7 protein-coding genes are annotated in these 19,092 nt (G+C 69.5%); 4 read left to right on the top strand and 3 right to left on the bottom strand.

Annotation, left to right across the window (positions count from 1 at the left end; all coding sequences use genetic code 11):
* The first annotated feature begins 40 nt into the window (after nucleotides 1-40).
* Nucleotides 41-8,674 (top strand): RHS repeat domain-containing protein, encoded by an 8,634-nt coding sequence (locus AC16DP_RS43160; RefSeq protein WP_329730373.1) that lies wholly within the window; start codon nucleotides 41-43, stop codon nucleotides 8,672-8,674.
* A 119-nt stretch (nucleotides 8,675-8,793) separates the two neighbouring features.
* On the opposite strand, the gene AC16DP_RS43155 is transcribed toward AC16DP_RS43160, so the two are convergent.
* Nucleotides 8,794-10,344: a MopE-related protein gene (locus tag AC16DP_RS43155; protein ID WP_329730374.1), complete on the bottom strand. Its 1,551-nt coding sequence runs from the start codon at nucleotides 10,342-10,344 to the stop codon at nucleotides 8,794-8,796.
* A gap of 173 nt (nucleotides 10,345-10,517) precedes the next feature.
* Between AC16DP_RS43155 and AC16DP_RS43150 the strand changes: the two genes are divergently transcribed.
* Together AC16DP_RS43150 and AC16DP_RS43145 are read left to right on the top strand one after the other, a co-directional pair.
* On the top strand, nucleotides 10,518-12,131 hold the full coding sequence (locus tag AC16DP_RS43150) for a sigma-54 dependent transcriptional regulator (RefSeq protein ID WP_329730375.1): 1,614 nt from the start codon (nucleotides 10,518-10,520) through the stop codon (nucleotides 12,129-12,131).
* Nucleotides 12,132-12,186: 55 nt separating this feature from the next.
* Nucleotides 12,187-12,642, top strand: a complete 456-nt coding sequence (locus AC16DP_RS43145; RefSeq protein ID WP_329730376.1) for a hypothetical protein — start codon at nucleotides 12,187-12,189, stop codon at nucleotides 12,640-12,642.
* 14 nt (nucleotides 12,643-12,656) lie between these two features.
* Here the strand turns inward: AC16DP_RS43145 and AC16DP_RS43140 are convergent, their stop codons facing one another.
* Nucleotides 12,657-13,988 carry a GON domain-containing protein gene (locus tag AC16DP_RS43140; RefSeq protein WP_329730377.1) on the bottom strand — a complete coding sequence of 444 codons (1,332 nt, stop codon included), beginning with the start codon at nucleotides 13,986-13,988 and terminating at the stop codon, nucleotides 12,657-12,659.
* Nucleotides 13,989-14,158: 170 nt separating this feature from the next.
* Complete coding sequence (locus tag AC16DP_RS43135; RefSeq protein WP_329730378.1) at nucleotides 14,159-17,701, bottom strand: protein kinase domain-containing protein; 3,543 nt, start codon at nucleotides 17,699-17,701, stop codon at nucleotides 14,159-14,161.
* Nucleotides 17,702-17,812: 111 nt separating this feature from the next.
* Between AC16DP_RS43135 and AC16DP_RS43130 the strand changes: the two genes are divergently transcribed.
* Complete coding sequence (locus tag AC16DP_RS43130) at nucleotides 17,813-19,042, top strand: type 2 periplasmic-binding domain-containing protein (protein WP_329730379.1); 1,230 nt, start codon at nucleotides 17,813-17,815, stop codon at nucleotides 19,040-19,042.
* Nucleotides 19,043-19,092 lie beyond the last annotated feature (50 nt).

Here is a 19,092-nt window from a genome sequence, read left to right as displayed (position 1 = left end):
GTGGCGGGCGCTTTCGTTTGCCCTCCTTCCTGGAGCATCCATGGCTTCCGACTCGCAGATCCCGTCCATCCGCACGTTCCAGTTCGACTCCAGCGCCTTCGGCAACCTGAAGAGCAGCGTCAACCTCTTCCGGGGTGACATCAACTTCACCCAGACCCTGTTCTCGATGCCGGGGCGCGTCTCGGGCGATGGCATGGACGTGACGGTGGCGCTGCTCTACCAGAGCAACGTCTTCCGGGATGGGCAGACCTGGAACCGGGACAACCCCACCGGCGTGGTGGGGCTCGGGTGGAGCCTGCCGACGACGTCCATCCAGCTCGACGACAGCGGCTCCGTGACGCCGGGCACGCGCACGTACCAGTACGTCAGCGGCGGCTCGCCTGCCGCGCTGGCGCGGGAGCCGGAGACGCCGTTCCTGTTCTCCATGCCGTCGTCGCTCTCCAGTGGGCTCTCGGGCGGCACGGTGTCCGCGGACGTGGTGGCGCGGTTCGCCAGCAACGGCATCGCGCTCGCAACGACCGCGAAGGTGACGGCGGTGTCGTCCACGCAGTGGGCCATCGCCGATGACGACAACCAGCAGCTGTTCAACCTCCAGCTCGACGGCGGCGGCCTGGACGCCTACGACGGCGGCGAGTCGTTCCAGCTCGTCAACTACCAGTTCTGGAAGATCCTCTATTACGCGCCGTACGAGCGCTGGGTCGTCATCAACGAGTCGGGCCAGAAGATGTCCTTCGGCGGCCGGGGCCCGGACACGCCGCGGGGCTACGCCACCTCCGCCGGCAACAGCATCGAGTGGGGCGTGCGCTGGTACGTGCCGAACGCGGAGACCGGCCAGCCCGAGGCGATCTGGGAAGGGGACAGCAACCTCACGCAGGGGCAGGGGCAGTACGCGCGCGCGTGGCACCTGGTGAGCGCGATGACGCCCTGGGGCGACTCCATCCGCTACAGCTACAACGGCTGGGACCGGAACAGCGCGGGGCTGATCCCGGACGTCGAGCAGCAGGTGGGTGCCGGCGGGCTGCCGTACACCAAGGCCTGCTACCTCACCGGCATCACCGACGTGTTCGGCCGCACCCTCACCTTCAACTACGAGGACAAGCTGTGGAGCAACGCGACGCCCGAGAGCGCGCGCGAGTACGCGGACCCGCACAAGGCCGTCCCGGACAACACGCCCAACGCGTACCAGGACCGCTACGAGACGCGGTACCTGGACAACATCGTGGTGAAGGGGCTGGACGGCTCCACGCTCTTCAGCCTGAAGCTCCTCTACCAGCCGAAGCAGCCCGCGGGCGGCGTGGCGGGCAGCCCGGTGGCCAACGTGACCACCCACACCGGCGCGCTGTTCGGCGACACCTGCAAGCGGATCCTCACCCGCGTCGTGCTGTCCAATGCGTTCAACGACAGCCTGCCGGGAATCGTCTTCGACTACTACTTCGACTCTCCGGCCTCCTCCAATACGGCGTCCAGCCCCGGGGCGCTCAAGTCGATCACCTACCCGCAGGGCGGCGCCGCCACGTACTCGTACACGAAGCAGTCGCTGGACATCTGTGACCGCACCTACGCCGTCCCGCAGCCGTCGGATCCAGGCTTCGCCGGCTCCACCCCGCGCGTCTTCTTCGGCGAGGACTACGCGGTGACCACCTGGTACAGCGCGGCGAGCGGCAAGCTGTCCATGCAGGTCTACACCTGGCTGGGGCGCTGGGAGTCCTGGTCGCTCACCCCGGACACCGTGTTGTTCAACGACAGCGCGGGGCTGGACCTGTCGACGCTTGAGGTCGTCCCCAGCGGCGAGTTCTTCGCCCTGTCCTTCGAGCGGGTGAACGAGACCGACGTCTACATCTTCCAGAAGGATGTCGCGCGGCCGGGCCAGTGGGTGCCTGCCACGCTGAACGGCACCACCACCGGCGTCAACACGCCGGCCCTGAGCTACACGACCACCAGCGCCACCGCGGTCCTCTCGGGCGGGGACACCTTCCTGCTGGTGACGCTGATGGATGAGATCCACGGCAAGTACTCGTACGACCGCGTCACCTGGCGCTGGACGACGAACGCGTGGACGCGCGAGTCGTTCACGCTCCCGGCCTTCGCCTGGGGCATGGCGCGCAACGAGTACTACCTGCTGCTCGATCAGCGCGGGACCGCCTCGCTGTACTTCCTGGATCCAGCGCTCGTGTGGAACGGGCCCAGGACGGTGTCGATCCCGGACTTCTCGGTGCAGGACCTCTCGCGCATCACGCTGGTGCCGAGCGACTCCTTCGTCATCGCCGCCAACCTCACCGGGCAGAACAGCCAGCAGCTCAGCTACACCCTCCACTTCCTGCAGTGGGACGCGGCGTACGGCCTCCAGTCTCCGCCGGCCCAATTCTCCTTCTCGGATCGCCAGGAGCCCAGCGGCGCGTTCCCCACCCCGTGGGTTCCCGTCGTCATCTCCAACACGCTGGTGGCGGCCGCCGCGCGCGTGCTGCGCTTCAACGGTCAGACCTGGCTGGTCAACTCCGGCCTGTACAACGGCAATCCGCAGTCCGGCCGCCAGCAGCGGTACGCCTACGGCCCGGACTACGCGCTCCAGATCGTCGCGGACGGCAATGGGGTAGGGGCGCCCGCCGCCAAGGTGCTTTCGTTCGACCCCGACACGGACACCCAGGGTTGGACCCGCGCTCCCGTCACCCCCGCGCAATCACTGCCCGTGCCGCCGCAGAATTCGAAGACGGCGAACTGGCCGTCGGCGGGCGCGGAGGACTACTGCGTGCTGGGGCAGTTCCTCTACTTCCGCGGCAGCGCCACCCACTGGGATGGCGTGATGGCGGGCAGCCCCACCGCGGACGTGCAGGCGCTGGTCAACCAGTCGCTCGGCGCCACCAACCGCTTCGTCCTCAACTCGCAGGCGGTGGTGAACGAGGCGCCGCGGTTCCTGTCGTACTTCGTCTTCGACACCCAGGGCGCCACCGGTAACCAGGTGGCGGCCACCGTCCTGATGAACGGCCAGGTGTCCGGCGCGGCCCAGCCGCTCTCGGATGAGCGCATGTCCACCCCGTCCGAGCCGGGCGGCGGCGGCCCCGGCACCGCCGCTGGCGGCCCGAGCGCGTTCGCCGGTTACCCGAGCACCGCCAGCGGCTTCAACCAGGCCACGCAGATCATCCTCCACCGCTACGCCGGTGAGGCCATCGAGGGCGAGCTCCTCCACTACGCGGTCACCGGCCTCACCGTGGACGACGGGTTCGACGCGCCCTCGCCGCACAGCTACGTGCCGGATCCGTCGAATGCGGCGTGCGATCCGTCGGGTGACGTCGTGAAGTACTTCACCTCCACCGTCTACCCGGGCACCGCGGACCCCTCGAGGCCGGTGTTCGGCTCGGTGGTGAACCGCTACTTGAACGGCCTGGGGATCCGCACCGGCGCGGACTTCTACAACATGCTGGACGGCCTGCTGGCCGAGGTGGACGTCCTCGACAACCAGGGCAACATCCTGACGAAGACGACGAACGACTGGCACGTCTACATCCAGCGCGCGAGCGAGCCCGTGGACGGCTCCGCCCAGCCGCTGAACCTGCGCGGCGGCTTCGTGGTCCAGCTCCAGCAGACCAAGGTGGAGGACGGCGTCACCAGCAGCCAGCAGACCGCGTACGTGCCCGAGGGCTTCACCGCGCCCTACTCGGGCCAGCCGGTGGCCACCACCACCCGGACGGTGGGCGGCACCGGCGCGGCCGAGACGTTCATCGCCACCAGCCAGTACGGCTACGAGGTGGACAACCCGGCCATCTCCGGGCCGATGCGCGCGCTGCACCTCCTCAACGACGTGGCCCAGTCGGTGACCACCTGGACGCGCGGGACGGGTGAGGCGATCCCCGCCAAGGGCACCGCCACCACCTACCGGAGCTTCCCCAGCGCGCTCGGGGCGAACGTGCTCGTGCCCGGCAAGGAGGCGGACTTCTCCTGGGTGGGACCCGCGGGCGTGCCGTTCCCGTTCAACGGCTACTCCCCCGGCACGGCGCCGGACGGGTGGCTCCTGTCCAGGCGGGTGGTGGCGCGCACTCCGTTCGGCCAGACCGTCGAGCAGTGGGACGGGCTCGGCGTGCCGATGTCTACCCTCTACGGTACGGACGACACCTTCCCGGTCGCCGTCTTCAACAACGCCTCGTTCCTCGGCGGCGGCTGCGCCTACTGCGGCTTCGAGCCGTATGAAGGCGGCGGCGGGTGGACGGCGCAGGGCACGCGGACCGTCACCGGCGACGCGCACACCGGCCAGAGCAGCCTGAGCCTCCCGGCGGGCGGTGGCGCAAGCCTCTCGGCACGACTGACGCCGCCGAACGTGAGCCAGACCTACCTGTTGGGCTTCTGGTACAAGACGCCGGCGGGCTTCACCCCCGTCACCGGCGCGGGCTTCTCCGTCACCGTGTCGGTGGACGGCGTGGCGGGGACTCCGCTGACCGCCGCCTTCGCGGACACCGGCGGGACGTGGGCCTACCGCACGCTCGGCATTCCGCTGACGGCGGGCACCTCGTCCATCGCGCTCTCCGTCCAGGCGGCGAACCCGTCCCAGTCCGCGGTGCTGCTGGATGACGTCTTCGTCGCGCCGCTGACGGGCCGCCTCGCCGCCCGCACGTACGACCCGGGCTCGCACCTCACCACCGCCACCCTGAGCGCGTCCGGGCGCACCCTCCGGATGCGGTACGACGCCTTCAACCGGACGGTGGCGACCGTTGGCCCCGTGGAGCAGGTGAAACAGCTCACCCAGGAGTTCCTCTCGCGCGAGGGCAATGCGCGGGACGCCTTCGATTGCGCCAGCCCCAACACCAACCTGGCGGTGGGCGTGGCCGAGGGCGGCAGCCTCGAGACGTTCCTCAACGGCGACGAGTGGCGGGCGCGCTGGCAGGCCACCGGCTCCCCATCGGCCTGGAGCCGCGCCAACGGTGCGCTGACCCACACCGGCTCCACCAGCGACACGCTGACATGGCGGGGCTTCACGGGGGGCTCGCCGGAGACGGCGGCGCTCTTCTTCGAGGTGCAGCCGGCCGGGACGTTGTCGGGCGCGCTCGGTGTCACCTTCGGCTCCGGCTACCGCATCGCGTACGAGCCGTCCTCGGGGTTCAGCTTCACCGCGCCGGGCGGCGGCACCGTCCAGGCGCCGCTGGCGAGCCCACCCCAGCTCCCGCGGCAGTGGCTGCTGGTGATGGGCAGCGGTGTCGTCGTCTTCTTCGGCGACGGCCAGCTGCTGTTCAGCGCGAAGGTGACGGCCGGCGACACCGGTACGGTGGCCTTCTCCACCGGGCCCAACGGCCTCTCGTTGCGCAACCTGTCGATGATGGCGGGGCCACGCGTGGGGCTCACCTATGACGACGCCACCGGCCAGAACCGGCAGAACCAACAACTGCTGGGCGACGACGCCCTCCTCTCGGCGGTCATCCTCGATGCGCTCAACCGGACCGTGGCGGTCACCCGCACCATGCCGGCGAGCTTCGGCGGCGGCGCCTCTCAGCCGGTGCTGACCTACAGCCCGACCTTCGTCGACGTGCAGGGCTTCCTCGATGCGATGGACAGCACCTGGGAGATGACCGGTGACATCGCGGACTACTACCGGGGACAGACGGACGGGCCGGTGAAGCGGTCCGATGACGGCGGCTATCCCTATTACGGGTACCGCTTCGAGGCCTCCACGCGCAACCGCCGCCTCGAGCAGGGCCTGCCCGGCCAGCCGTTCGCGGTGCATGACGTCGACACCACCTCTCCGCTGGAGCGGGAAACCATCCAGTTCGCCTACGGCGCCAACTCCGGCTCGTCGTTCAACCTCCCGGCGGGGGATTTCAGCAGCGACACCCTCATCAGCCAGATGAAGAACCAGTCGGTGAGCCTGCGCGACACCACCGGCCGGAAGATCGCCTCCGCGCTCAGCGATGCCACCGGAGCGGTGGTGGGACAGGGCCAGAGCACCGTCTCCTTCGCCGGCTCCAGCCCGGCCACCACCCTGCCTGGCGGCAGCTCCACGCTGAACCTGAGCCAGCCCAACGCCTTCACCACCAGCCCCCAGGGCAACCCGGCCGCCTTCACGTCCTCCGTCGTGCAGGATCCGCTCGGCCGCACCACCGCGAGGACCGATCCCGACAGCGGGACGACCTCGCTCATCTACGACCCGGCGATGAACCTGCGCTTCGCCCAGCCCGCGCTCGACGCCGGCCAGACCTGGTTCGTCTATTACAAGTACGACGCCCTCGGCCGCATCCTGGAGGAGGGGACGGTGCCACAAGCGTGGGATCCCGCCCGGCTCGCCGCTCATGCCGTCACGCCGCAGTGGCCCGACGCCTCGGTGGCGCGCACCGTGACGCGGACCCATGCCTACGACGGCGACGGCGACGATCCGCTGCCCATCGGCCAGAAGGTGTCGGTGGTCACGGTCACTCAGGCCCCCACGGGCAGCACCGCCAGCGCCATCACGGTGACCGAGACGTTCACCTACGACACCACCGGGCGCACCTCGACGATGACGCTCGCCACCGAGGGCCAGCGCGGCACCGTGACGTACGGCTACGACAACCTCGATGCCATCGTGCGGGTGACCTACCCCGCGGGCGGGCCGGTCTCCGACGTCTTCTACTCGTACGACGAGAAGGGGCGCGCCATCGGCATCGGCACCTCGGCGGGGGCCACGGACCTCGCGGCGTACGTCTACACGCCGGATGGCGACGTGTCGCAGGAGCTGCGCAACGGCGGCACGCTGCAGGGCATCTACGAGTACGCGTCGCCCGGGTGGCTCTCGACTCACGCGGTCACGGTGAAGGGGAACGAGCAGCCGTCGTTCTCGCTCGGGTACACCTTCTTCGCGGACGGCTCCATCCAGACCCGGTCGCTGAACCTCGCGTTCGGCGAGCCCGCGGCCCAGAACGACGCGACGTACGCCTACGACGGCCAGAGCCGGCTGGTGAGCGCCACCGTCGCGGGCGGGCAACCGGGCAACGAGTCCGTCGGGCAGTACGACGCCAACGGCAACATCTGGTCCATCACCCAGGACGGTGTCCCGTACACGTTCACCTACGCGCCGGGCACCAACCAGCTCCAGACGCAGTCGGTGAATGGAGCGCCCACCTCCGGCTTCACCTGGGGCGCGGACGGCCGCTTGCTGAAGAGCGAGACGCTGGCGCTCGACTACGAGCCGGCGTTCAACCTCACCCGCGGCATCACCGTTGCCGGCAACGACCCGGCCCAGGTGCGGCTGGCCTACGGTGGCCAGGGGCAGCGCGTGGTGAAGCAGGTGAGCAGCGCGTCCTCGTCGTCCTTCGTCTACTTCAACGGCCTGTCCATCCAGCCGCTGGCGCGGGTGTCCGGCACGCAGTGGTCCCTCTTCGTGTACGGGCCCACGGGGCTGGTGGCCGCCGTCAGCGACAAGCGGTACTTCCCGCTGCGCGACTACGCGCACACCGTCTGGGCCGTGGTGGATGACCAGAACGCGCTCGTCGCCCAGTACAACTACCGCCCGTTCGGCTCGCTGGCGGGGGCGTCCGGCTCCCACCTGGACGTCATTCCCTTCCTGTTCATGGGCCAGGAGCTGGATGCGGAGACCGGGCTGTACAACTTCAACGCCCGGCTCTACTCGCCCGAGTTGCGCCGCTTCCTCTCGATGGACATGGCCCGCCAGGCGCCGAGCCCGTACTGCTTCGTCGGCAACAACCCGCTGATGATGACGGACCCCACGGGCAACACCTCCACCTGGGCGCGCGTGGGCATTGGCGTGGGAATGGCGGGCGTGGTGATCTCCAGCTTCCTGCTCAGCTTCGTCACCTTCGGCGCGTCGGACGCGGCCATCGCCCCCCTGGAGACGGGACTGCTCGCCGAGGAAACCGCGACCGGCGCCACCAGCATCGCCGGCTCGCAGGCGGGGGCGGCGGCCACCGAGGGAGGTGGCGTGGCGGCCAGCTCCGCGGTGGGGGCGGGCACCGAGTCGGCCGCCGCCAGCAGCGAGCTGGCCACCGGTGCGTCGTCAGGCGCCGAGGCGGGGATCAGCAGCACTCAGGCCGCCGCGGATCTCGGCTCGGCGGCCGCGCCCGCGGCTTCCGGCGCCGCTGGCTCCTCGGACCTGGCGACCTCCGTGGCGAACTTCGGTTGGCAGCTGCTCACCAACACCATGTTCAGCATGGGCATGTCCGGGCTCCAGTACGACATCGCCCCGGGCGGGAAGTTGACCGGCAAGGGCTTCGGCGACGCGATGTTCTCGGGATTCATCAGCGGCATGTTGTACGGAGCCTTCTCCGGCTTCGTGGGCCTCAAAGTGGTGACGGAGGGGATCGACAAGTGGAACCCCCTGGGTCGGATCCTGTTCAAGCTCGCCGCCAACACCCTGGTGGGCGCCGGCACCGGGGATGTCGCGCAGGTCCTCACCAACGCGCTCGAGCACCAGCCGTTGTACCAGGGCCTGGCGCTGGCCTCGGGAATCGGAGCCGGCTCGGGTCTGCCGTTCGGCATCGGCGACGTGATCAAGAACGACTTCGGCCCGGCCATGAGCCTCCTCGGCGTGTCCGCGGAGAACACCACCAAGACCACCGACTTCGTCAACAACGCGCTGAAGAGCGCCAAGAGCACCACCGCCAAGGTCTCCTACGGACTCACGGCGTTCCACCTGGTCGGTGGCTACGCGGCGTGGGGCGCCTACACCGCCGCGAACTCGTCGAATAACGGCAACGGCTGAGCGGTCCCGCGGCGGGGCGGGGCTCCACACCCCGCCTCGCCGCCCCGGGCACGGGCCCCGCCAGGCCTCAGGCACCTCGCACAGTCTGGCGCACACGCGCCGCGCTCACCTCGTACGCCTCAGAGGTAGATGCACGCGAGGTTGGACGCGCTGGTGCCCAGGTCCACGGGCACCCCGGAGATGGCCCCGTTGTCGTAGTAGCACCAGCGGTGAGCCGCCGCGCGACAGGCCTTGGAGGAATCCGGCCCGGCCAGGGGCGCGGTGTTGCAGCCCGTCCTCGCACCCCATACGGCGTTGTCTACATTGCTGAAGTAACCGCGGTTCGACGGCTGATCGATGCAGTTGACGTAGATGTTGCCCCCACCGAACTCCTGAGGCAGTCCGCCCGTGTAGCCCTTGCTGGCGCAGTAGCGGTGGGCCGCCGAGGTGCACGCTTTGGAGTACTCGGGCGTGGTGATGACGTTGTCCACCGTGCACCCAGGGTTGATGGCGGTCAGGTCGGAGACCGGAATGAAGAACCCCTTGGCGCGGAAGCAGGCGAGATACGCGGTGGTGGAGGTGCGCTCGACGATGGTTCCGCCCTCCCATCCCAGACTGTTGCAGTGGCGGCGGGCGGCGGCGATGCAGGTGCGGCTGTATCCGACGGTGGAGTCCATGTCCGCGCCCGTACAGTTGGTGAGCGCGGTCAGGGTGGAGTTGGGGACACTGGTGATGAAGTTCTCATCGACGTGGCCATCGCAGTCGTTGTCGATGTTGTCACGGGTCTCGGGATTGGGGGTGCCCGGCGTGCAGGTGCCCGGCGCGCCGTTGACGCAGGCCGGCGCCGTCCGGCGGCAGGCTCCCACGCCGCAGCTCAGGGGCGCGAGGTCCTCGTCGATGAGCTTGTCGCAGTCGTTGTCCTTGCCATCACAGACCTCGGGCTGGGGAACGCAGATCTCCACGGTCACCGTCAGCGTGATGTCTCCATGGCGGCAGTCGATGGCCGGTTCGTCGTCCCCCAGGGTGACGAGCTGGAAGGTGCGCGCGTCGGGGAGGGTGGGGTAGGCCGCCTCGTCCGTTTTCGTGAAGTCACTGAGGTAGACATTCATGCTCCCGGCCGTCTCCGTCACCGGCACCGTACAGTCCGCTCCCGTGGCGCCCGAGCTGCACCAGGCCGGTTGCAGGGTCTGGTTGTCGATGGGTTGGTTGAGGATCTTGGACCACACGTACGGCACCGGGTCGGTGCCCAGCGCGTTCGGGGCGTTGGAGTACGCCGCCACGCGCCGGTCGCTGCTCATGAGGATGTAGCTGCCGTAGTTGAGCAGCATCACATCGTCGTACTTGAACGTGGTGCTGTTGGTGCTGCTCAGCCGCAACGAGGTGATGCGTTGGCCCGCCAGTCCTCCGAGGGTGATGGGCTCTTCGTACCGCCCCGAGGCGTACCCGTTCCTGGGGTCCTGGTTGCCCGCGGCGATGTTCCCGAACCCGCAGTCGCCGGTGGCCTGATTGTTCGGCCAGGTCAGCGTGTAGGTTTTCGTGAGCTTCTGCTCCTCCTGGAGCAGCGACTGCTCGGGCGGCACTTCGCCCATCCTGGACTCGTCCTCGGTCGGGCCGCACCCGGCTCCCCAGAGGAGCGCCATGCAGGGCACGACAAGGCGGACGGACAGCACTTGCGAGAGAGGCTTCTTCATTCGGATGAACTCCTGTTTTCCATCCCCTCGAGGGGGTTCTGGAGCAGCACGCCGGACCCGGCGCCGGGAGCACATAGGACGAAGCCGCGCGAAAACCATTGCGCGGCGGCGGAGACGCATCTCCGTTTCCTCGTGGGATGGGCCCTGGGAGGGAAATGCTACAGTCGCGCGCGATGTCCCGTTCCGACCCTCGCGAGTCCCAGTCCCCCCCACTGGTCGCCGAAGTCTCCACCGCCATCGGCCACGAGCAGCGCGCCCCCGCCTCCGCCGAGCAGGGGGTACCGGTGCTGACCGTCCTGTCCCATCCCACGGCCACCCGGGCGGGAGAGCGGCTCCTGCTGGAGGGAGTCGCGGCCGGCCGCGAGGTGTCCCTGTCTCGCAACGGCCCGAACTTCACCCGGCCTGGAGAGACCTTCGGGCAGCCCCTGTCGGACCCTTTCGTGAGCCGGACGCCCCTCGTGTTCTCACCGGGAGCAGGGGGGCGGCTCCGGCTGCGCGTGGGCGAGGGCGGAACCCGGGTGGTGGTGGACGGGCAGCTCGTGACGAGCCGTGAGTTCACCCCGGAGGAGCTGGCGGTGGGCGTGCCGTTGGAGCTCTCGGGGCGCGTGGTGTTGCTGCTGCACCAGGACGCGGGCGGGGCGCGGGCGTCCGGGGACACGCTGGGCATGGTGGGCGAGAGCCCGGGCATCCGGCGCGTGCGCGAGCACATCCAGCGCATCGCCGACCTCCATGTCCCGGTGCTGGTCCGGGGAGAGACGGGAACGGGCAAGGAGCTGGTGGCCCGGGCCATCCACCAGCACAGCCCGCGCAAGGAGCGCCCCTTCCTCAGCGTGAACCTGGGCTCCATCCCCAAGGAGCTGGCGGCCGCCGAGCTGTTCGGCGTGAAGAAGGGCGCCTATTCGGGCGCCACGCAGGACCGCGAGGGCTTCTTCCGGGCGGCCCAGGGCGGCACCCTGTTCCTCGACGAGGTGGGCGAGGCGCCCCCGGAGGTGCAGGTGATGCTGCTCCGGGTGCTGGAGACCGGCGAGCTGTACCCGGTGGGCGGGCATGCCCCCATCAAGACGGATGTCCGGCTGATCGCCGCGACCGATGCCAACCTGGAGGAGCACATCCGCGAGGGGCGCTTCAAGGCGCCGCTGCTGCATCGCCTGGCCGGTTATGAGATCCGGCTGCCGCCCCTGCGCGAGCGCCGCGAGGACCTCGGGATGCTGTTCCAGCACTTCGCCCGGGAGGAGCTGGAGACCATTGGCGAGGCCCACCGCCTGACGCCGAAAGATCCCTATGCCGAGCCGTGGTTGCCGGCACCGCTCGCGGTGCGCCTGCTGCGCTACGCCTGGCCCGGCAACATCCGGCAGTTGCGCAACATCACCCGTCAGCTGGTGATTGGCAGCCGGGGGCAGGCCGTCCTCCAACTGGACTCGCGGCTCGCCGAGGAGCTGGATGCCACGGGGCCCGCCCCCAAGCCCGCCGCCCCCGCGCCCACGGCGGTGGCTCGCCGCAAGTCCACCGAGGTCACCGGCGAGGAGCTGCTCGCGGCGCTCCGGCAGCACGCGTGGGATCTCAAACTGGCGGCGGACACGCTCGGGATTCCGCGCTCCTCCATCTACGATCTCATCGACAAACACCCGAACATCCGCCGGGCGGGAACCCTGAGCGCGGAGGAGATCACCGCCTGCCATCAGGCGTGCGGAGGCGACCTGGACGCCATGGTCCAGCGCCTGGAGGTCTCCAAGAAGGCGCTCAACCGGCGCCTCAAGGAACTGGGCCTGAGCGCCAGGAACGCCTGAGGCAAAGCCTGTCAGCCGCAAGGAATTGGCTCATGGAGCCGAAAGGAGCAGCACCGTGGCGAAGCATCAACTGATCATCTCCAGGGACTTCAAGAGGCCCTCCGTGCTCCGCTCCGAAGAGGGGCAGCTCAAGGCCACCCGCACGCTGGTGGTCAACTGGAAGGGCTCGTGGGAGCCAAGGGATCAACCCGAGCTGTTCCTGGTGGTGGCTCCGGGGGATGAGCTGGAGATCGTGTTCGCCGACGAGCAGCACGAGAGCGGCAGCCTCTGGCTCTTCAACCGGGTGAACCCCTTGCGCTCCTTGCTCCTGCCCCTGCCGGAGAGCCAGCGTCAGGAGCGCTGGGAGCGCGTGGATCTCCAGAAGGGGAGCGTGATCCTCACGGTGAACGGTGAGATTGCCCGGGACTCGGGCGAGTCCCGGTATGACCTGCGCGTCAGTGCATTGGGGGAGATGCCACCGCCCATCGTCGGGCAGGGAAATCCCGGCACCCTGACGGCATCCAAGCCCTGACCGCGGGAGGGGGGCTACGCGGGAGGCGCGTACTGGAGCTGCAACAGCGCGCCGCGGCCGTTGAAGGGGTGGTCGGCGCCCTGCACCGACATCCAGCCGCACTCGCCGCGGTTCCACAGGTCCACCACCCGGTTGTCCGAGCTGTAGGTGGCCCCACCCGAGCCGTAGTATCCGACCACGGCGAACTGGTTGGCGGCCACCGCGAAGGGAGTGCCCCGCAGGTCCACGTTGCCCAGGCCAGGGTTGCCGAAGTCGCAGTTCATCGCCGCGGCATAGGCCATGGAGGTGACGGCATCCCCGTGCCACAGCAGCCCGGAGGAGGTGGAGAAGGTCTGGTCACCCGTGCTCACGCGCAGGGTGGCGGGGTCGATGCGGACCTTGGAGAAGAGGGTCCGCACGTTGGTGCCGCCGCCGTTGTTGTAGCCCGCGGTGTACTGGGAGAAGTTGACCGAGGTGCCCGTCGACGGCAGCGGCAGGTACTCGGCGGGAGTGCCCGCCATGTTGTGGCACCAGGCCGTCCAGGGCTTGGAGGCCTCACCGTTGACGTACAGCACGTACTCGCCATCCGCCGCGGAGGGCAGGGCGGTCTTGATGTCCTGGCAGCTCGCCGGGGTGCTCGGCCTGTACTGGAGCTGGAGCTGAGCGCCGCGGCCGTTGAAGGGATGGTCGGCGCCCTGCACCGACATCCAGCTGCAATCCCCCCGGCTCCACAGGTCCACCACCTGGTTGTCCGAGCTGTAGGTGGCCGCGCCGGAGGGGTAGGAGCCGACCAACGCGAACTGGTTGGGAGCCGCGGCGAAGGGAGTGCCCCGCAGGTCGACGTTGCCGACTCCAGGGTTGCCGAAGTCGCAGTTCATCGCCGCGGCATAGGACATGGAGGTGACGGGATTATTGACGGGGTGCGTGAGGTAGCCGGAGGAGGTGGAGAAGGTCTGGTCGCCGGTGGTCACGCGCAGGGTGGTGGGGTCGATGCGAACCTTGGTGAAGAGGGTGCGCACGTTGGTGCCGCCACCGTTGTTGTAGCCCGCGGTGTACTGGGAGTAGTTGAGTGAGGGGCCCGTGGACGGCAGGGACAGGTACTCGGCGGGAGTGCTCGCCATGTTGCGGCACCAGACCGACCAGGGCTTGGACCTGTCGCCGCCGACGAACAGCACGTACGCACCATCCACCGCGGAGGGATTGGCGGTCTTGATGTCCTGGCAGCTCGCCGGGCCGGTCGTGAGCGCGGCCCGCGTCTGGCCTGGCTCCGTGGGGGCCTGGTTGTCCGGCGCCTCCATCCCGCAGGCGGGGAGGACGGCGAGGCTGGCGGCGAACATCAGCTTCTTCCAACGAGGTGCGTGCATCATGGTGGGTTCTCCGAGGCTCGAGAGTTTTCAGCGAGCTCGGGGAATCCTTGAGCACACCTCGTGCCAACACGCCCCAGGAGGGCTCCTCAGAGGAGAACCTCCGTGGGGACGGGTCTGGGAGGGGGTGGAACGGCCGTCGGCGAATGTCGCCGACATTCGCGAAACGTCCGCTAGGGTCCGCTGGACTGGAGGCGCTGGAGGGCGCTGGCCCACTCCCGCTGAAAGCCCGGGTTGGCGGAGAGCGCGAGGGAGAGATCCTCCCGGGCCCGTCCGCGCCACTCCTGCTTGAGCGCCAACAGACTGCCCCGCAGGAGCCGGGCGTCCGGCCATCCGGGACGGACCGCGAGGAGCTGCTGGGCCAGCTCCAGCCCTCGTTGAAGCGAGGGGCCCGGGTCCTGCCCGGCCCGCATCACGTGGGTGGACCAGCGGCGGAGGAAATGCCCGAGGCCGATGCGGAAGTCCTGCCGCTCCGGAGCCAGCTCGAGCCCCTTCTGGAACGCCTGGAGCGCCTCCTCGGAGTCCTGGGGGCGCCCGCCGGGGGAGAGCGCCCGGGCCCCCAGCGCCTCACCCAGGGAGTACCAGGCCTCGGCCTGGGCCGGATTGTGCGCGAGGGCCTGCCGCAGTGCCGCCTCGGCCCGTGCGCTGCTGGGGCGGGGATCCTTCCCGTGATCCAGCTCGAACGTGGCCAGGATGGCATGGACCATGCCGCGGTTGGCCATGGCTCCCGCGTCCTCCGGAAGCCACTGGAGCGCCTGCCGCAGGGCCTCGTCGGCCGCGCGGACGCTCGGGCCAGGGTCTTCCCCCCGGGCGCGCTGGTACAGGGCCCGATGGGCGAGCACCTCCCCGAGGTTGATGTGCCCGTAGCCCCCCTTCGGCGCGAGGGCCACGGACTGCTCGCAGGCCGCCCGGGCCTGGTCCAGCGCGGGGAACGGATCCTCCCCGCGGTCCCAGCGGGCCTGGGCCTGCTGGAGCAGCGTCAGGGCCAGCCCGTTGTGGAGCTGGGGAATGCCGGGGCCGAGCTTGATGCCCTCGCGGAACATCTCCGCGGAGCGTTCCAGTGAGGGGCCGGGATCACCCCCCGAGCCGCGCAGCCGTTGGGCCACGAGCGCGTGTGCCAGCCCCGCGTAGAAGTAGGGCACCACGTGACCGGGGTTGAGGCTCCGGGCCTTGTCCAGTGCCGCCACGGCCTCGGTGAGGTCCGCGTCCGGAGCCGGGGCCCGGGGATGCCGGGCGCGGGTGTAGTACCCGATGCCCAGGTTGATCCACTCTTCGGGCACCTGGGCGTCGCGCTGGATGGCGGCGAGATAGGACTCGATCGACTTGCCGTAGGCGGGCAGCGGATCCGCGCCGACCTGATCCTCGTAGTCGGCCCACGTCTTGTAGACCATGCCCAGGTTGAGGAGGAAGTCCTGGTCCCGCTCCTCCGGGGCGATGCCCTCGAAGCTCTCCACGGCCTTGCGCAGTTGCTCGCGCGGATCCAGCGAGTGACTCTGGCGGGTATAGCCCCAGATCCACCAGGCCTGTCCCAACTCCAGCCGGGCCTTGGAGCTCGAGGGGGCGAGCTCCAGCGCCCTGCGCGCGGCGGCCACGGCCTTCTCCGGCAGTGTCTCGGAGTAATCGCCCAGGTTGCGTTGATGCTCGGCGAGCCGCCGGTGGAGGCGGGACTCCAGCACGAGCGCGTCCGGATGCTCGGGCATGGCCGTGAGCGCGCGGGAGACGGCCTGGAGGGCCTGGGTGTAGCGGGGCGTGACATCGCCCTTGCCATACAGCTCCAGGACGAGCGCGCCGTACTCCAGCTCTCCCTGGGCCGTGTGGATGGAGGCCACGCTCTCGCCGATCGCGGCTGCCTCGGCGTAGGCCTTTCGGCCCGCCTCGAAGTCCGCCAGCGCGCCCGCGTGCTCGCCCTGGTTCCACTGCCGCATGGCGCGGGCCTGGAGGATGTCTCCGCGCAACCGGGGTGCCTCATGGAACCAGGAGAGCCCGGTGCCGATGGCGTCCAACTGGGAGAGGGCCTCGTCCCACCGGTTCTCGTAGAAGGCGAGCAGCGCCGCCACGTACGCGGTGGAGGGAACCTCGGCCCCTTCACTCTGGCGGAGCCAGGCCAGTGCTGGCTCCCGGTAGCGGCGCTCGATCTCCCGCTTGCGAGCCTCCCGCCGCTCGGGGTCGCGGAGGCGCTCGGCCTCCAGCAGCTGCTCCTGGTACTGGTGTCCCGTCACGAGGGCGAGCGCGTAGGCCACCCGGGGCTCGCGGAAGCCATGCTTCCAGGCGGCTTCGAGCGACTCGAGGGCCCTGGCCTCGTCTCCGAGCGCGAGATGGCCACGCCCCAGCGCATAGTGACCGGGCCCCAGGGCCTGCTCGCCCGCCTCGTGGATCTCCGCCTCGAGTGCCGCCATGCGCGCGCGGATGACGCGCTGATCCTCGCGCGTGTCGTGCAGGTGGGAGAGGTCCGAGTAGCGTGCCAGCGCCTCGATGCGTTCCACGGACTCGGTGAACCGCCGGGCCAGACGCTCGCGCACGGCGGTCTCACGGCGGGCCAGTGCCACCTGACCCAGGGCCAGGAGCACGAGCACGGCCGCCAGCGTGGCCACGGACGCCACGAGCCGGTGCTTGCGCAGCTTCTTGCGCAGGCGGTACCAGGCCCCGTTGGAGCGGGCCTGGACGGGCTCGCCCGAGAGGAACCGGTCGAGCTCCTCGGCCAGGGCGCGCGCCGAGTCGTACCGGGCCGAGCGCTCCTTCTCCAGACACTTGAGCGTGATGGCCTCGAGGTCGGCGGGGATGTTCGGATCCACCGCGCGGGGAGGGCGTGGCTCCACCTCGAGGACGTTCTTGAGCACCTCCAGCCCGTTGCCGCCGGGAATGGGAGGGTGGCCCGTCAACACACTGTAGAGGGTGGCGCCCAGGCTGTAGACGTCCGCCCGGCGATCCAGGCTGGAGACCTCGCCGCGGGCCTGCTCGGGCGACATGTACTGGGGCGTGCCCATCACCGCGCCGGTGACGGTGGCGCCATCGTTCCAGTCCCGCGCCAGACCGAAGTCCATCACATAGGGGCGCAGCGTCCCGTCCTCCGCGCGCTCCACCATGATGTTGGAGGGCTTGAGGTCGCGGTGGATGAGGCCCACGCGGTGCGCCTCGTTCACGCCCTCGGCGGCCTCGCGGAGCACCAGCACCTTCTGCTCGGCGGACAGCTCGCGGGCGAGCGCGTTCAACGTCCGCCCCTCGATGAACTGCATGGCGATGTAGACGCGCCCCTGGACCTCGCCCACCTCGTAGACCTTGCACACCCGCTCGTGGTTCACCCGGGCCTGGGCCCGGGCCTCGGAGAGGAAGCGCTGGGTGAGCCCGGGCTCATCCCCCCGGACGAACTTCAAGGCCACGTTGCGGTTCAGCCGCGGATCATGTGCGAGGAACACGCGCCCCATTCCGCCCTCGCCGAGGAAGCGCACGCACTGGTAGCGCTCCCAGCCGCTGACGGGGAAGACCGGGACCTCGGGGGCGCTCGCGTCCCGAGCGGCGGCCACCTGGGGGGTGGCGGCCCGGACCTGCGCCATCATCGAGATGAGCGTCCCCTCGGACAGCCGGCCCCGCTCGCGCAGCAGGGCCAGGGGACTGCGCTCCAGGCGCCGGGCCTCCTCTCTCAGGGAGTCCATCTCCTGCTCGGAGACAAGGCCCTCGGCCAGGGCCGCCCGCAACTCGACCTCGAAATCCGGATGCATGGGGGAAACGCTCCTCGGGCACCCATCCTACTGGCTCCAGACGGCCAAATGGAGCGCCCGTGAGGTAAGGTCCGCGCGACCATGCCTCTCCATACAATCAATCGAGTGTCTTTGATTCGCGGTATCGCCCTGTCTCTGATTGTGGGCTGCACGCCTCCCCCGAAGACGGTCCTCCGGGTTCCGCTCTATCCGTACATCCCCGATGCGGCGGGCGACAAGCTCAGCGCCATGGCCGCGCGGATCGAGACGGAGTTCGAGCGAGCGAACCCGGACGTCGATCTCGTGCTCAATCCCTCCTGCTTCACGGATGATTTCTATGAGCCGGCGCAGATCGCTCGCTCCCTGAAGGGGGAGGGTGAATGCGGCTACGATGTCATCGAGACGGATACGGCGATCCTGGGTGAGCTGGTCGCCGAGGGCGCCGTGCGTCCCTGGCCGCAATTGCCGAAGAACATCGAGTGGCATTCGTCGGGAATCCAGGCCTCCACCCACGCGGAGCAGAACGCCGTCTACGGTGTCCCGCACTGGCTCTGTGGGCACTTCGTCATGTCGCGCGATGAGTCCGTGCGTCAGGCTCGGACGACGAGCGCGCTGGTCCAGGCCCTGGAAGCCCGGCACACGGCCGTTCCCGACATGGCCTTCAACATGCTCGGGAGTTGGAACCTTCCCTCGCTCTATCTGGATGCCTGGGTAGACGCCCATGGCCTGGAGGGAGTCCGGTCCGCCGTGACCACCTCGAGCTACGATTCCGAGGTGCTCCAGTCCCTGCGAGCCTTCGCCAGCACCTGCGAGGCTTCCGGAAGCAATCCCTGTCTCGACGGGACGTATGACCTCGAGGAGAACGCCGACCTGCCCGCGAAGCTGTTCGCCGAGAACAAGGCCGATGCCACCGCCGGGTACTCCGAGCGGTTGCACGTCATCCTCAAGAGCCTCCCGGCGGGAGAGAGCCCTTCCGCCATCCAGATCTCCTCCGCTCCGCTGGCCGAGGGGAGCCACCCCATCCTGTTCACGGACTCCTACTTCCTGGGCGTGCGCTGCACCGGCGAGTGTGAGGAGGCGGCGCTCGCGTTCGTGCAGTACATGAGCCAGGCGAGCACCTTCGAGTGGATCCTGATGAGCGAGGATGCGCCGGAGGGGACGCGCGTGCCCCGGTACCTCCTGCCCGCCGCGCTCGACGTCTACAAGGCGCCCCGGCTTCGTGCCGATCCGTTCTACCCCACCCTCGAGGAGGAGACCCGGAGCGGTGGGCCGTTCCCCAACTCGGGCTTGTATGGCATTCGCAAGCAGATGCGTGACGCCATCAAGGAGGAGCTCACCCGTCCGCTCACGGCCGCTCCGTGAGCTCGCTCCAGGGGGCGAGCGCGGCACCCGGCTTCTCGCTCCTGGAGTGT

The organism is Archangium sp. (assembly GCF_057119385.1).
The sequence above is the reverse complement of the archived record's forward strand: the minus strand, read 5'-3'. Positions and strand labels throughout refer to the sequence as shown.